The organism is Bacillus sp. B4EP4a (assembly GCF_006680105.1).
GTDB lineage: Bacteria > Bacillota > Bacilli > Bacillales > DSM-1321 > Peribacillus > Peribacillus simplex_E.
In genome coordinates this window covers 55,528-71,455 of the sequence record NZ_VHIK01000033.1, presented here as the reverse complement: position 1 = coordinate 71,455, position 15,928 = coordinate 55,528, and the positions used below count along the sequence as shown (strand labels likewise).

Sequence of the window (15,928 nt, the reverse complement as noted above, 5' to 3'; positions counted from 1 at the left end):
ATACAATAAGAGAGTGTGCTTCTTACAAGTGCAGCTAACATTTGACGCCTGTTTAGCCATTAAAAATAGGGGATTATCCATTGGATAATCCCCTTTGCGGTTTAAGCTTCACTCATTATGAGAGGGACTGTTTTCCCTTCATTCACGTTGATCAATCCATGGTCGGTTATTTTCAGGGCCGGGCTGACAGGAAGTGATAAGGTGCTTAATGACATGATGACATTATAATGTTCGTAGCCTAACGATTTAAGTGCATCTGTCAGGTGCTGAACCTGCCTTGATACGATGTCCATTGGCTCTTCGGAAAGGATTCCCCCTACCGGAAGAGTAATCATGGATAGGACCTTGCCGTCTTCAACACAGCAGACTCCGCCTTGCTTCCTTATGACTTCGTTAGCGGCAATCATCATATCCTGCTTATTATGGCCAATCACCAAAAGATTATGGTTATCATGCGAATAGGTTGTGGCTACCGCTCCACGCTTCAAGACATCGCCGGTGATCAACCCGTGGGCCCGATTACCGTTTTTCCCATATCGTTCGAATGTGGCGATTAAGCCATAAGGGCTTTCTTCCCAGCATAATTGACCATTCTTCCCATCTAGGCGATCATGGGTTTCAGATGTGAAAGTAGAACCATTCTGCACGTTTATGATCCGGCACTTGCTGCGTTCAAGCATATCCGGGATTGTGATGGTAAAATCGTTTTCCGTAAGTTCGGCTAGCTTCACACTTTGATAGAAATGCCCAGGAAATTGTCTTTCTTTCACTTCTTGCACATATGGCCGTGAAGATTCATAAACAAGCTCACCTTTTTTGTATACTTGTTCGATTTCAAATGTTTCCAAGTCCGATAGCAGCAGGAAATCTGCCGTTTTTCCAGGTGCAATGGCGCCCCGATCATACATCCTCATCCGTTGTGCAGGTGTATAGGTGCATGCATAAATGGCTTTTTCCGGAGTCATCCCCATTTGAATGGCTTTCTTTAAAAGGACATTCAGATGTCCTCTATTTTGGAAAGAGTCCGTCATGACATCATCGGTGATAAAGCAGAAATGCTCATCCACCTGATTTTCCTTCAAGTAATCTATCACTTCTTCAGTCATTGATTTTTCTTGAATTTCAATGAACATTCCGGCAGCGATCCTCGCATCCATCCCTTCCACGGTCTGGTGTGTATGATCTGAATTCACTCCGGCATAAACAATCTTCTGCAAGTCCAAGTCGAGCAGCTTTGGAACGTGCCCCTCTATGATCAGATCTGGATAACGGGAACGGATATGGGACAAAATCTTATTCGTTTTGCAATCCGGGTCGGTTATGACCTCATAGTAATTCATGATCTCGCCGAGACATTTAATGTCCTCCGTTTGCATCAATTCATCTATATCATCTATTTCGATAGAACCGCCTGTTGTTTCCATCGATGTGGCAGGAACGGAACTCGGGATGGCATAAAACATATCCGCTACGCAATCTTTACTAGCTTTGATCATTTCCTTCACACCGGAAATTCCGAAAACATTGGCCATTTCATGCGGTTCCGGCACGATCGTCGTCACGCCATTCTTGATTAACCCGTAGGAAAAAGTCGCAGGCGTCACCATCGTACTTTCAATGTGGAGATGGATATCGATCAGGCCTGGAACCATATACTTCCCTTGCCCATCGACGATTCGATCCACATCGATGGTATCCAATTCCCGGTCTCCAATATAATAGAACTTTCCATCCTTGATGGCTGCATTCCCTTTAATAAATCTTTTAAAATAGCTGTTAAACACGTTGATATCTCTTACAAGCATATCCATTCGCATAACTTACCCTCCTAAGCTAGTCAACAAGCACCATCTGGTTTTTCGGAATTTCAAGGATGATTTCCTGACCCGTCCGATAGGATTCCGCCATTTCCTTGTTCACGGTGAAATCCCCTATTGGAGTTTCAACGACATATTGATAGCTTCTTCCCAGATAGGTACTTACCTTAACCCGGCCAGATAAACTATTTTCCTGAACAGCTCCAGTGTTATCTTTTTCCCTGATCAACAGATCGTCCGGCCTGATGGCGCCTATTTTTCCCGTTGTATTGGTCATTTGTGCATCCTTGTGCAGCACAAATGAGTATCCGGATTTGTTCAGTTCAATTTTACCTTGATGATCTGTCCGCTTATCGAAGTCAATGAAGTTCTTGAAGCCGATGAAGTCTGCGACAAATTTGGTTTCAGGATATTTGTAAATGGTCGCAGGATCACTAAGCTGCTCGATGATCCCTTTATTCATGATCGCCACCTGGTCGGATATCGAAAAGCATTCTTCCTGGTCATGGGAAACATATACCGTTGTAATCCCCAGCTCTTGTTGGATACGGCGAATCTCGACCCTCATATTCACCCTTAAGTTGGCATCAAGATTGCTCAATGGCTCGTCAAATAATAGGATGTCCGGTTCAATCACCAGCGCCCTGGCAATCGCAACCCGCTGCTTTTGCCCTCCGGAAAGCTCTTGGGGATATCTCTTTTCAAACCCTTTTAAATTAACGATTTCGAGTACATTCATTACTTTTTTTTCAATTTCACTTTTAGAATTCTTTCTCAGACGAAGACCAAATGCAATATTATCGAATATCGACAAATGCGGAAATAATGCATAGTTTTGGAACACAAAGCCAAAATTCCGCTTGTTGACGGGCACTTTCGTATAGTCCTTTTCCTTGAATAAAAACTTCCCTTCGTTCGCCTGTAAAAACCCGGCAATTAAACGCAGGGTCGTCGTTTTCCCACAGCCGCTCGGGCCAAGAAGGGATACCAGTTTCCCTTTTTCAATCTCAAGATTGAAATCTTTTAATATATTCTGTTTGTTATATGCTACAGATATATCTTGTAAAGTGAATAAAGCCATCCATCATTACCTCCTTATCGTTTTGTGAAATAAGACAATCCCATGAGCCGTTCTACTATAAACATGAAGAAAGCCGTTATGAACATGAGTAATACGGAAATGGCCGAAATGGTAGGATCGAAATAATTCTCCACATACGTCAGCATCTGAATCGGAAACGTACTTACCCCAGGGCCTGTCATATAAACTGAAATGTCTACATTATTGAAGGATTCCAAGAAGGCGATCATGACTGCCGCAAGAATTCCTGATTTTATATTCGGAAGGACGACTGTAAAGAATGTGCCCAATTTACTGGCTCCGAGACTCTCCGCCGCTTCTTCAATGGAAAAGTCAAAGTTTGATAAGCTTGAAGAGATCACGCGGATGATGAACGGCAGCATGATAACAGTATGTCCCACAAACAGGGCCGCATAAATCGGAAGCTGATAAGTCCCCACAATATAACGTAAAAACGCAAAGCCAAGCACAATTCCCGGTATTAATATGGGAGAAACGAAAAATGCATTAATCACGCTTTTCCCTTTGAAATCGAATCGGCTTAATGCATAGGCAGCCGGCACTCCCAGTAACAGTGCCAAAAGGTTTCCTGCCAGTGAAACAAGGATGGACGTTTTAAAAGCGACCAAAAACATTTCCACATTAAAAATATTTTCATACCATCTTAAAGAAAACTCTTCTGGCGGGAACTTCAAAATATTTCCGCCTTCAAATGACGTAACGGATATGATAAGCAAAGGCCCTAGTAAAAAAAGGAACACCAGGAGAGTAAACAGGGCCAATCCTCGATTTTTTTCCTGCATACACCTCTACCCCTTTGGATTTAATTTTTTTGCCAAACCATTCATGATCGATATGATAAGGACGGTCACCGCAATCATTATGGTAGCGACAATCGATGCCACTTGCCATTCGTTCAATGTAATCGCGTTTTGATAAAGAAATGTCGAAATGACCCGCTGTTTCCCGCCTAATAAAGCAGGCGTTGTATAGGCAGTGAAGCTCCCTACAAAAACAAGGATGCTGCCAATGACCAAACCTGGAACCGAAAGCGGGATGACCACTTTCGAGAATACTGCCAACCTTGATGCTCCAAGGCTCTCCGCCGCTTTTAATAAGTCAGTCTCGATGTTCTCCATCACACCCACCAGCGTTACGATGATCAATGGCAGGAATAAATGGACCAATCCGATGATGATGGCCGTAGGCGTGTATAAAATATCAAGCGGCTTTTCAATCAAGCCCATGCCCATGAGCAATTTATTCACCACACCGTTTTTACCGATAATCACCATCCAGCTGAATGAGCGGACCACAGGACTTGTCAATAGCGGGAAGATCGTCAGCAAAAGCATGATGGCTTTTTTTCGTTGTTTCAGTTTTGAAATATAATAAGCTGCTGGAAATCCTAATAGAATGCAAATGATTGTCGTGAACAGACTCACCCTAAGTGTCGTCAGCAGAATTTCAATAAAGTATCGATCTTGGAAAAAATCGAGATATCCTTGTATGGAAAAGCCGCCGTTTTCATTAAAAAATGTCGTGCCAATCGTCATTAGGATCGGAATGATCATGAAAATCGTTAAAAATAGAACGCCTGGAAACAGCAACAGGTATAGATAGCGTTTTTTCACCTCGGAACCCCCTGTTCGTATTATTTATGAATTGATTATGCGAATAAACAGGTCGAAAAACGCTTCCGCATCGACATCCAGACAAACATGCGCATTTGGCGGCTTCATCAGCCTATTTTGAAAGTCGCAAACCATCTGTCCGTCACAAAGCTCACTCTTTGTTTCAACATCCACATAATATTCTTCTCTGGTGACAAGATCTTCTTGCAAAGCAATGGCAACAGCCAATGGATCATGCATCGCACAGGCCCATATACCGTTACGTTCAAAATACCTTTTCCGATAATCTGATGTACTTTCCCTTATATAGTCAGCAATTGCATCGTTTTGAATCAATTGGATATGCTCTTCACCCAATAAAACCTTTCTCGTGACATCAAGACCAACTTGCGTGATGGATGTGAATCCCGCCTGTAAAACGATTTTGGCTGCTTCAGGATCGACATAAGTGTTATATTCGGAGGTTGGCGTGACATTGCCAACCCCTTGAACAACTCCGCCCATGAAAATGACTTCTTTAACGAGCTTGGTGATTTGCGGACATTTTTTCACCGCTAAGGCCAAATTCGTAAGAGGTCCCGTCATGACAAGCGTCACTTCACCAGGAAAATTCAAAATGGAATTGATGATGAAATCAGAAGCAAATCCATCATCAGGCTGCTTTTTGACTGGCACATCCTTCAAGGCTCCGCCAATCCCGTCTTCGCCATGGATCCGGTGTTCAAAATAGGGGCTCCTGATAATTGGGCTATCGGCCCCCTTTATGACTGAAATGTCCTGTTCACTCAATAAATCCAATATTTTGCATGTATTCAATGTGGCCGTATCAAGCGATACATTCCCGTTCACCGTTGTTACCGCCAATATGTCGAATTGACGGCTTTTAACAGCAAGAATGATCCCGATCGCATCATCTATTCCCGTATCCACATCAAGAATCATTTTTCTCTTCATCAAGCACACCTCGTTTCTTTCTTAGTGTGTAAGTTCACGGTTCCAACGATCAATCCATTGTTTAGAGTCTTCATTTACAAACTTCATGTCCAATACACGCAGACTGTTAATGACGTCATCTCCATAGGTTAAGCCTTTCGCTTCCGTTTCAGAGAGCTTGACTTCCGTATTGACAGGAGAATCCACTTTCGCTTTCGCTGATTTTTCCTGAACTTCCTTGCTTAAGATGTAATTCATGAATTCGCCGGCTAATTCTTTTTGATCGCTGGCTTTAACAATATTCACCGTATTCATCACTGCGTAGCCGCCTTCTTCAGGGGAAATGAACTTAGCATTAGGAACGGCTTCCTGTAAATCACCAAAATACATTTCCATGATCGGGCCTGCAGCGATTTCCCCTTGCGAGAACATGTTGACGAACTCTGATGTTTGTCCATATTCCTTAACCGCATTCGGCATGATCTTTTTCATTTGATCGAAGGCTTTATCTTCATTGAACTCTTCACTTCCGCTAACTTTTGAAGCGGCATCCAAAAACATCGGTCCAGTTGTTGAAGTGATGGATGGGATTGTGATCTTCCCTGCCAAATCCTTGCTCCAAAGATCTTTCCAAGAGGTGATCGGTTTACTCACTTCATCAGGATTATAGGCAATGCCAAATTGTGCAATCGTATAGGCTGGTCCAAAGTCATCGCCATTCGGCGCTTTTGCTTTGTCGTATATATTATCAATATTCGGAATTTTGCTATCGTCAATTTTCTCAAATAACCCTTCATCGATGCCCTGCTGTGCATAGTAATCAGATAAATAAATAACATCCACATCGCTATTCGCTTGGCGTACTTTGTTCAATCGATCTGCATTATTTCCTGAATCAACGACAATCTCGACATTGTGCTCCTTTTCAAATGGCTCATAGACTTCCGGACGGAAGAAATCATCGGCGAATCCCCAAGTGGAAACGACTAATTTGGCTGGTTTTTCCTTTCCATCCTCTTTTGAAGAGCATGCAGCTAAAACTAATGTGAAAAGCGATAACATCATCAATATTTTTTTCATCATTCAAACCTCCAATTTTATATTGTTTAAAATTTCCTTTTTACTGATATAAATGTAAAAAAAGACAATCTTAAATAGAATTGAAATTCTACCCAAGATTGTCTTTTCTTTGTAAACAAAGATAAAACTTATCATTTGGCTCTCTAGTGGCGTTCCCTTCAGATAAATCCGAAGGGAAATCCATTTATATGATTATATAATTTTTTCCTTCAATACAATATTGGTGAATGCCAGCTGCGTCGCTGAGTCATAATCCCTCAGGACAGCTTCAATATCCCAATTTGTTTGCGTTTCCAGCTTTTGTTTCAATTTCTTTTTATAAAGCAGGGACATATGGAAGTCAACCTCCTGCTTCAGGCTGGGAACTTCCCCTTCTAAAGCTTCAGAGCGCGGGGCACGTCGATGTTTGGCCTGGAATGTAATCACATTCTGCTCAACAGTAACCTTCAGCAGCGTCGTACCAAAGCCGAACAATTCCTTCGATACCTCATTATACATATGAGAAAGCAATTTCTTCGTTTCGTTAGAGTTTATCGGTAAGATGACTATCACCTGCCAAACTATCGTTTGAGGTAATTATATATACTTTTTTTTAATTGCACAAGATAATATTCGGATTTCACACAAAAAAAATGTTTTTTTTAATTAAATATTACATTTACTGACCAATACACGAATTATAAAAATAAGCATATGGGGATTTCAATATATTTATATAACTTTATATCCAATCCAGCACTTCAATTAATGAAAACTTTTTCAGAGAAATAAGCGCAGGATTGAAAACAATTGATATAACCTTGCATCGCATTGAAAGCGCTATCATCTGGATTTAATATAGTTAGTATAGAGCGATTAAAAATAGAGAGTATCAAAGGCTCGTTAAATGAGGGAGGAATTATTATGAAGAAAGCTTTTGAGAAAGCGCAACAGTTCGGTAAATCTTTTATGCTCCCGATTGCCGTTTTGCCAGCGGCCGGTTTATTGCTGGGAATTGGCGGTGCTCTTTCCAATCCAAATACAGTTGAGGCCTATCCCTTTTTAGACTTTGCTTGGCTGCAGGCCATTTTCACGATCATGAGTTCTGCAGGAAGCATCGTATTCGGCAACTTGCCGGTCATTTTTGCCGTAGGTGTTGCAGTAGGACTGGCACGTTCGGATAAAGGGACCGCTGCACTGGCAGCCATGATCGGCTACTTCGTCATGAACAGTTCAATAAATGCACTGCTTCAAATAAACGGGGAACTTGCCAAAGAGAATTTGGCAGGTGCCGGACAGGGAATGGCGGTCGGGATCCAAACACTGGAGACCGGTGTGTTTGGCGGTATCGTAGTAGGTATCGTTGCCGCACTTTTGCACAATAAATATAATAAAATTCAGCTTCCGCAAGTTTTAGGGTTTTTCGGTGGTTCCCGTTTCATTCCGATCATCGTTTCCTTCGCGTCCATCTTGGTTGGAGCCGTGCTTTTTATCGTATGGCCTTATTTCCAACTTTTCATAAACCAATTAGGTGCGCTGGTAACGAGCACAGGTACGATCGGGACTTTCTTTTACGGATTCATATTACGAATGCTCGGGCCGTTAGGGTTGCACCACATTTTCTACCTTCCCTTCTGGCAAACAGCTTTAGGCGGAACGATGGAGATTAAAGGGCAGATTGTCAGCGGGACCCAGAATATCTTCTTTGCGCAATTGGCCGACCCGACTACCGTCAAGTACTATGAGGGTGTTTCCCGGTTCATGTCCGGACGGTTCATCACGATGATGTTTGGTTTACCCGGCGCTGCACTGGCCATTTATCACTGCGCTAAACCTAAAAATAAGAAAGTCGTGGCCGGCTTGCTTCTTTCAGCTGCCTTGACCTCTTTCTTAACAGGCATCACCGAACCGCTTGAATTCAGTTTCTTATTTGTCGCCCCGATCCTTTATGTTTTTCATGCCTTGTTTGACGGACTTGCCTTCATGATGGCAGATATATTCAATATAACGATCGGTCAAACCTTTTCTGGAGGATTTATTGATTTTACTTTATTCGGGATACTCCAGGGTATCAGTAAAACAAACTGGATTTATGTACTCCTCGTCGGTATTCCATGGTTTTTCCTATACTACTTCACTTTTAAATTCTTGATCAGGAAGAAGAATTTGAAAGTGGTCGGCCGTGAAGATGATGAACAGGCCGCCGTTACACAAGTAACCGCATCAGAGAGAACCCAGACCATCGTCAATGGTTTAGGCGGACAGGAAAATATCGATATAGTCGATTGCTGTGCAACCCGTCTGCGTGTCACGGTAAAGGATGAATCATTGGTGAAAGAGGACGTCATTAAACAAACCGGTTCAAAAGGCGTCGTTAAAAAAGGAAATGGCATTCAAATAGTTTACGGTCCCCAAGTGACGATCATCAAAAATGAAGTGGAAGAATACTTGGGTCATTGAGAACATAGATAACGATAAGGACGTGTTAAACATGCAACAGGTGCTGGATAAAATTCACAAAAGCTTAATTGTATCATGTCAAGCATTGGAGAATGAGCCGCTGCACAGCTCTTTTATTATGGGACGCATGGCCATTGCTGCCAAAGAAGGCGGTGCGAAGTGCATTCGCGCAAACTCTGTAGCTGACATAATGGAGATCAAGAAAAATGTGGACCTTCCAGTCATAGGGATCATTAAACAGGTGTATGGACAAAACGATGTCTATATCACTCCCACCATGGCCGAAATTGATGCATTGATGGAAACCAAAGCGGAAATCATTGCGACGGATGCTACATCCCGGGTAAGACCGGACGGTAAAACGTTAAAGCAGTTTTATGGTGAAATAAGAGCAAAATATCCCGATGTTTTACTAATGGCGGATGTATCCACCATTGAGGAAGCCATATTCGCTGACGATTTAGGATTCGATATTGTAGCGCCCACTTTATACGGCTATACGGACGAAACGTTCGGCCAGAAAATATATCAGGATGACTATGCAGTGCTCAAAGAGATAGTGAAAGCAGTGAAAAAAGCGAAAGTGATCGCGGAAGGAAATGTCATAACACCGGAAATCGCCCGCTCTGTATTGGATATGAATGTCCATGCAGTAGTAGTTGGCGGTGCCATTACCAGGCCGCAGCAAATCACTAAAAGATTCGTGGATGCTATCCAAGAATAGAACGTTGCACATAGTAATGAAAAGACCCAGACTGGCAACAGTTTGGGTCTTTTTTACGATTCATGGTTCCTCAGGTTATTGACGTCCCTAATGGATACATTAAACTATGAATACATATAAGAAATTTGAAATGGGTGATCAAATGGAATATCTCGCAGAAAACCTCATATATGGCATTGAGTGCAGCATGGACAAATTCACCAAAACAGAAGAAGAATTGGCCAATTACATTCTGCAGCGCCCTGAAGAAGTAAGTCAGTTAACCATTAGTCAAATAGCTAAAAAGCTTCATATTTCACCTGCAACCATTACGCGTTTTTGCCAGAAACTAGCCTTTTCCGGGTTCAATGAGTTCAGGCATGAGTTAAAACGGTTCGTGGATCTCCGAAATACACCGAAAAATATGAAGAATATCAAGCAGGTGGATTATTTCGCTAAACTGTATCAAGATCACTTAGGTATCATTGATAATACCTTTCATATAACCACATATGACGATATCCAAAAAGCTGTATCTTACCTTACACAGGCAACTAAGATTCATGTTTATGGAATAGGGAGTTCAGGTATAGCGGCCCAGGAGTTCAAGTCAAAGTTTTTCCGTATCGGCTTAACTGTTGAAGCTATTACAGATCCCCACCAGTCAATGATGGATGCAGCTTTAAGTAACGAGAATAGTGTTGTCATCGGCATTTCCATTTCCGGAACAACGAAAGAAGTGATTTCTGCAGTTAAAATCGCAAAGAAGCAAGGCTCACGCATCTTGATCTTTACTGGAGATAAGAATTCCGAGCTCTCACAGCTTGGTGATATATCGCTATTGGTCACGAGCAAGAACAGCATGCATATGGGGCAAAACATCTCTCCATTGCTTCCGCTGCTATTACTTTTTGATTTAATATATACAGAGTTGGTTGCTAAAGATTATAAAAACAGGATAAGCATCAGGGAAAAGACTTTGAAGGTATTGACCGAAAATGACTGACTTTCGGACGATCCGTTAAAAAAGTACATTACTTACCCATACACGAATCATATAAAAAACTGCATCTCCAATTGTTTGGATGTTACTAACAATTGGGGTGCAGTTTACTTTAAAAGACGTCTATTTTTATGTTCCTTTTAAACTAAATCCCTATTACTGGCATGGAACGTTCTTGGAGGCTTTCGGAAAGAAGACTATACGCAACTACTTTATTCTTGTACTGTTTGACTACATCCACATGGTCGTTGTAAATGTACACAAATAATCGAACATCGTTTTTTCCTCTTTTAGTATCAATCATTATTGGAATCCCACTGTTCTCTGGATGTAAAAACAATTGCTCGTTCCCTGGGAATATATGAATTTTTTTCAAAAACTTAGCTTCGTTAAAATAATTAATTACTTGAATTTTGTCTTCACCTTCCAAACGATTTCCATCATAGGTTACGATTGCATTCGCGCCACTAATTTCTGAATGTATTTTAAATTTACTCAGAATCCAATTCACTGCATCGGTTGGAAGGCAGGTAACTAATAATTTAAGTAAACTTAAGATAATTGTCAAAATCAATACAGGCACTGTCATATTTCATCATCTCCGCTACGTTATAATTTAATGTTTAATTGAAAGAGGCGGTCAGTTTGCTTTGAAATGACCGTTCTATTAACGTGCTTATTGTTCACTCAGCTTACAATGGTGATTTTTTCACGTATCAATCAGATTCTTTTCGTTCACATTTCCGCCACATATGTGAACAAATTCACAATTTCCTACAAATAGAGTATATCTTGTAAATCACTCGTACAAAGCATGAGTTTTATACAATTAAGCCTATATTTCTATGCATTTTGATATGCTATTATAATAATCATTCACGTGATATCTTAGGCTAATTTTATTACGAAGTAAATGATGCCCACAGTTAATATTAGGGCAAGACCAATATAAATATAACTAAGGTTCAACAAATTCCCTCTCGTTGCCGCAGAATAATCACTATCACTCTTCCCCGCTAACGAAAGGGTGCCAACCAGGGCAACTAAACTAATGGCTACTACTAATATTACGCTTATCGTCATGATTCAACGCCTCCCCATATTATTATCTATTTCCTTGAACCATTTCAAATTATTCCGATTCTCATCGTATATCGTAGTGTAACTACATAAAAAATCGTTCCTAATTGGCAGGTCAAAATTAAATAGGCCAGGTAGATCGCACTTCGTAATTATATTAGAAAACCCTACTTCTCTATAATAAAAGAACAACCAATTTTAGGACCATCCAATCAAGTGAAATTTACACCATCCACTTGCTGAATTCTTCCGTTAATTACATAGAAAGGTGCACAGCTTCTCTGAAGGAATGGCTAAGATACCACGTCTTGTGGCAACTCCTGACCTAACTTGCTTACTCGAAAAAGACAAAAAAAGAATCATGAATTTGTCATGATTCCAGTTAGTAGACAAAAGTGGGTCGGAAAACGTAACTTAAATGATGTTCCTGAAACAACTGACCCAAAACAACACCTTCAACTCCTAGGGTATGGTTACAATTTAGATGTGGATTTCCACTCCAAGCACTCGCTTTCCGCGGGCGGTCCGGGAGCCTCCTTGGCGCTCGCCTGCGGGGTCTCCCTTTGACGCGCTTTTCTAAGCAGGAGTCTCGTACCTTACGTTCCAATCAACTGGAACGTTTTTTAAAGGAACCAACTGCAGGCCGGTCTCATTCTGAACCATGTTTAAGACTAGGTTATCCTTCATGTTTTTTTCCTGTAACGAACTTATTGGATTGAAGAAATTTGCGACACTCCTGCCGAATTACTGGCTAGCCGAGACACCACAGGCGCTTACGCCGAGGAGGCTTGGCAGACAGTGTGCGGAAAGGGAGTGGATTTCTGAAATCACCGGAACCTTTTAATTAAAAAACTGCAGGCAAACCGAACAAGTTTGTCTACAGTCTGGAATCATGGAATCATCATGATTCTCTCTCGTGAATATGAAAGAATATCATTATAAACTTTTTACAGCCTCTGCAAACCTTTTGATGCCTTCGTGAATGGAATCCTCATTTTCCCTTGCAAAAGTAAAGCGTACATATTCCTTATTTGTACCTAATGTTGAACCGGGAACGTATATGACTCCCCTTTTGATGGATTCCTCAAGTAACTTTATTTCGTTCAATGGCACCTTCAGCTTACACCACAAATGAATTCCACCATTTGGTGAAAAATACTCAACTTCTTTATGCAGGAATTCGTGAAGACTCGAAACTATTGCATCCCTTCTTTTTTCCAGTTGCCCCCTTAAGTAGGCAATATGGGCAGGAAAATACTCTGAATCCAAAAAATCATTTGCTATCCATTGAGTGAATGAGCCATGGCCGAAGTCAACCTGCTGCTTGGCATCAGATAGTCTCTCTATAACGGGTTTCGGTCCTATAATCCACCCAATTCTTAATCCGGAAGCAACAATTTTTGACAAAGAGCTTATATATAAAACGTTTCCGTTGTTGTCCATCGATTTAAGAGTGGAAATTTCTTCACCGGCAAAGGAAGTTAAACTATAAGGATCGTCTTCTATGACCGGTATTCCATATTCGGATGAAAGTTCCAGAATCCTTTTACGACGGTTGATATGAAGGACAGTCCCTGTAGGATTTTGAAATACAGGGTTCAAAAAAATCATCCTGATCCGATGTTTTTTATGGAGTTCCAGTAAATCCTCCGGGTTGATGCCATCTTTATCAACTGGTAAAGGAAAAATTCTTAGCCCCGCTGATTGAAATATGGGAAGGTTGTAACTATATGATGGATCTTCCAAAACAACGGCATCTCCTGGCTTTAACAAGCATTGGACTACCAGATGTAGGGCTTGCTGTGCACCAGAAGTAATGAGGATGGAAGATGGATGCGTATCAATTCTCCTATACTGTTTAACATGATTGGTTATCGTTTCCCTTAAAACCGCATTGCCTTGAGGGTGATCATAACCCAAACTACCAATGAAGGACCTATTAGAAATGATTTCACGTAAGGATTGGACTGGAAATAAGTCTTCAGAAAGCTCCCCGCTAGCTAAGTTAATAAGGTTATGCCCTTCCGTCTCTTTACGTATTCTTTGGGTTACTGGCATATTGGGCAAAAAAGAACCCGCTTCGATATATCTATTCCAACTAGGTATACGTTTTCGTGTAATTCCCCAAATATCCTTGCTGATCATCGTGCCGCTACCTTTGATTCGTTCAACCAGTCCATTTGCTTCCAATTCATCATAAGCCGCAACAACTGTGCTTCTGTTAACTCCCAGTTCACTTGCCAAGAAGCGTTCGGACGGTAGCGGCTTATCCAATAAAAATGTTCCATCAGCAATGCCACTCTCGATGTAAGCCGCTATTTGTTTATATAAAGGCTTCTTGGATTTTCTGTCAGTTTTCCATTCCATAAGCTACATCCTTTAAAATGTTTAGTTAAAAGCGTACTAAATTATTAACTTTATATACCTATTCATTCCCAAAAGCAGTAAAACCTTTTATTCCAGTATAATCTTCAGCCGAGATTATTGCACTTTTAGGATAAAAGCTGTACTGCAAAATAAAAACGAAAGCCTCCATTTCCTTAAATGAAATGGAGGCTTTCGTTTCATCTTTTCAACTATGCAGACTCCCCTTCAGCCAAGGGCGATTCCGATAGTATCCGATCGGGATTTGTATCAGGCTCGTTTTCCTCGGACCGCCTATCCTGTAAAGTTCATCACACATATTCACATCAAAGCCGAGCAGCGGGTGCCCGTTCATTCCGAGGGCTGACGAAGCTAGCAGTAATTTCTGAACGAGCATCCCAGCCTCCATTTGCTGGATGCGGTATCCTCTATATCCAAGTTGCGTTTTGGAATGGTCCCGCTCGCCAACTACATGTATGCAAATCGGCACTTGCTGAAAATTCATGATATCGAGGGACATTCCGTATTGCAATCGGAGCCGCTGATCTCCTGATTGTATCTGTTGTAATGAATGTGTCGTGCTGTCGTAATGGTATGCACCATCTTGAATGTCTTCCACATTATACAAACATGCATATATTGAAACGCGATTTTCGTTGTTCTCGTTTTTTCCATCCAAGTCATTTCGATAGGAGAACGAAGCGGTTGCCTCCTGCAGGAGAGCAGCCAGCTGCCATTGACTGACTTTCCCGAGTGCGAAGTCCATTTCAGGTGAAAACCGCTTCCGGCAAACTGATGCCAAGTCATAGGACAGCCGCTTCACGATAGGAAGGGCTACAATATGTCCTTCGGATTTCGCCCCATTCTTCGGATTGATCCGCCGGAATGATTGGGTGGATTCGATCATGGATGCTGCATTCATTTTAGTCAGCATCGGATATTCCCTGATTCTTTGCGACCGAACATAGTGTTCAGGCTGAATATCCGTCAATTCCGGCAATAATTCCGTTGAAGTGGCAGGCCGGTCCATACTCCTTTCTTCTCTAAATCTAAAAGAAGGTTCTGCCGATAAGGGGATCACCGCATACGTGCTCTCTTCCTCTTCCGAAAGCCCGAGCAAATGATTGATGGCCCGATCAAGGAATTGGAAGCACACCCCAGCGGCGATTCCAAACCGTTTCGCCACTTCGAGCAACTGTCCAAGAAGCACGCCTGCATCCAGACCTTGCAGACGGTATGAAAAGTTATTATATTTGTAGAAGTTTTTCCAAAACATCGTCGATACAAAAACCGTGCCAAAGCATGCGGACATATCAAAGTTTTCACCCAAAGCTTTTGTTATATATGAATCAAAATTCCCTTCCCGCAGCAAAACCAGCCGGTGGTGTGCCGCATCATAATGGTATACACCATCAGGTAATCCCTCCATCTTCAAGTACACGTACAATTCGCTTGGATACAAAGCTCCCCCTGATGGCGGAAAACGCCGGAATGACTGCATGAGTTCCTCAGATTCCGAGGAACTCGGTACCTGACTGACTTGGGTCAGGCCATATGCATACCAGAGGAAATGACCGATTCCTTTGAGGTCCTGTTTTGTAGACCCGCCGCACCCCTCTAGCGTCAGTGGCACCTCCAGTGATAGCGGAAAAACAGGCAAGTCACGGTAAAGCTTATACGTCAGCGGTGCATCATCCCAATCCACTTCCCAATCCGGCGGACTTGCCTTTTCGATATCAAAATGCAAATTGTGCAAAAATGCCTCTAGACTCATCCTCCAACCTCCTAAATCAC

The 15,928-nt window shown here is 41.9% G+C and carries 15 protein-coding genes; 4 read left to right on the top strand and 11 right to left on the bottom strand.

Annotated elements, in window-relative coordinates:
• Positions 1-101: 101 nt before the first annotated feature.
• From FNK51_RS17200 to FNK51_RS17170, 7 genes are all read right to left on the bottom strand, one after another.
• The gene (locus tag FNK51_RS17200) at positions 102-1,817 is read right to left on the bottom strand and encodes an adenine deaminase C-terminal domain-containing protein (RefSeq protein ID WP_141994096.1); all 1,716 of its coding nucleotides are present in this window, start codon (positions 1,815-1,817) and stop codon (positions 102-104) included.
• Positions 1,818-1,833: 16 nt separating this feature from the next.
• Complete coding sequence (locus FNK51_RS17195) at positions 1,834-2,898, bottom strand: ABC transporter ATP-binding protein (RefSeq protein WP_098373432.1); 1,065 nt, start codon at positions 2,896-2,898, stop codon at positions 1,834-1,836.
• 14 nt (positions 2,899-2,912) lie between these two features.
• Entirely contained in the window at positions 2,913-3,701 is a 789-nt protein-coding gene (locus FNK51_RS17190; protein ID WP_076372201.1) for an ABC transporter permease, read from the bottom strand.
• A gap of 6 nt (positions 3,702-3,707) precedes the next feature.
• Positions 3,708-4,532 carry an ABC transporter permease gene (locus tag FNK51_RS17185; protein ID WP_076372199.1) on the bottom strand — a complete coding sequence of 275 codons (825 nt, stop codon included), beginning with the start codon at positions 4,530-4,532 and terminating at the stop codon, positions 3,708-3,710.
• Between the two features lie 24 nt (positions 4,533-4,556).
• Positions 4,557-5,486, bottom strand: a complete 930-nt coding sequence (locus FNK51_RS17180; RefSeq protein ID WP_141994095.1) for a nucleoside hydrolase — start codon at positions 5,484-5,486, stop codon at positions 4,557-4,559.
• Between the two features lie 21 nt (positions 5,487-5,507).
• Positions 5,508-6,545, bottom strand: coding sequence for an ABC transporter substrate-binding protein (locus FNK51_RS17175; RefSeq protein ID WP_098373430.1), 1,038 nt, complete (start codon positions 6,543-6,545; stop codon positions 5,508-5,510).
• A gap of 192 nt (positions 6,546-6,737) precedes the next feature.
• Entirely contained in the window at positions 6,738-7,043 is a 306-nt protein-coding gene (locus FNK51_RS17170; RefSeq protein WP_081113038.1) for a DUF2294 domain-containing protein, read from the bottom strand.
• Between the two features lie 405 nt (positions 7,044-7,448).
• Between FNK51_RS17170 and FNK51_RS17165 the strand changes: the two genes are divergently transcribed.
• The 3 genes from FNK51_RS17165 (at position 7,449) to FNK51_RS17155 (ending at position 10,693) form a co-directional block, all read left to right on the top strand.
• Positions 7,449-8,984 (top strand): maltose/glucose-specific PTS transporter subunit IIC, encoded by a 1,536-nt coding sequence (locus FNK51_RS17165; RefSeq protein ID WP_098373429.1) that lies wholly within the window; start codon positions 7,449-7,451, stop codon positions 8,982-8,984.
• Between the two features lie 31 nt (positions 8,985-9,015).
• Positions 9,016-9,708: an N-acetylmannosamine-6-phosphate 2-epimerase gene (locus FNK51_RS17160; protein ID WP_098373428.1), complete on the top strand. Its 693-nt coding sequence runs from the start codon at positions 9,016-9,018 to the stop codon at positions 9,706-9,708.
• A gap of 106 nt (positions 9,709-9,814) precedes the next feature.
• The gene (locus FNK51_RS17155) at positions 9,815-10,693 is read left to right on the top strand and encodes a MurR/RpiR family transcriptional regulator (protein ID WP_286178752.1); all 879 of its coding nucleotides are present in this window, start codon (positions 9,815-9,817) and stop codon (positions 10,691-10,693) included.
• 142 nt (positions 10,694-10,835) lie between these two features.
• On the opposite strand, the gene FNK51_RS17150 is transcribed toward FNK51_RS17155, so the two are convergent.
• Positions 10,836-11,279, bottom strand: coding sequence for a YfmQ family protein (locus FNK51_RS17150; protein ID WP_141994094.1), 444 nt, complete (start codon positions 11,277-11,279; stop codon positions 10,836-10,838).
• A 299-nt stretch (positions 11,280-11,578) separates the two neighbouring features.
• Positions 11,579-11,773 carry a M48 family metalloprotease gene (locus tag FNK51_RS17145; protein ID WP_098373426.1) on the bottom strand — a complete coding sequence of 65 codons (195 nt, stop codon included), beginning with the start codon at positions 11,771-11,773 and terminating at the stop codon, positions 11,579-11,581.
• Between the two features lie 682 nt (positions 11,774-12,455).
• Between FNK51_RS17145 and FNK51_RS26640 the strand changes: the two genes are divergently transcribed.
• Complete coding sequence (locus FNK51_RS26640; protein WP_181762285.1) at positions 12,456-12,614, top strand: hypothetical protein; 159 nt, start codon at positions 12,456-12,458, stop codon at positions 12,612-12,614.
• 92 nt (positions 12,615-12,706) lie between these two features.
• Here FNK51_RS26640 and pdxR read toward each other — a convergent pair whose 3' ends face one another.
• Together pdxR and FNK51_RS17135 are read right to left on the bottom strand one after the other, a co-directional pair.
• Complete coding sequence (pdxR, locus tag FNK51_RS17140) at positions 12,707-14,137, bottom strand: MocR-like pyridoxine biosynthesis transcription factor PdxR (RefSeq protein WP_141994093.1); 1,431 nt, start codon at positions 14,135-14,137, stop codon at positions 12,707-12,709.
• Between the two features lie 205 nt (positions 14,138-14,342).
• Positions 14,343-15,908 carry a SagB family peptide dehydrogenase gene (locus FNK51_RS17135; RefSeq protein WP_141994092.1) on the bottom strand — a complete coding sequence of 522 codons (1,566 nt, stop codon included), beginning with the start codon at positions 15,906-15,908 and terminating at the stop codon, positions 14,343-14,345.
• Positions 15,909-15,928: the final 20 nt, after the last annotated feature.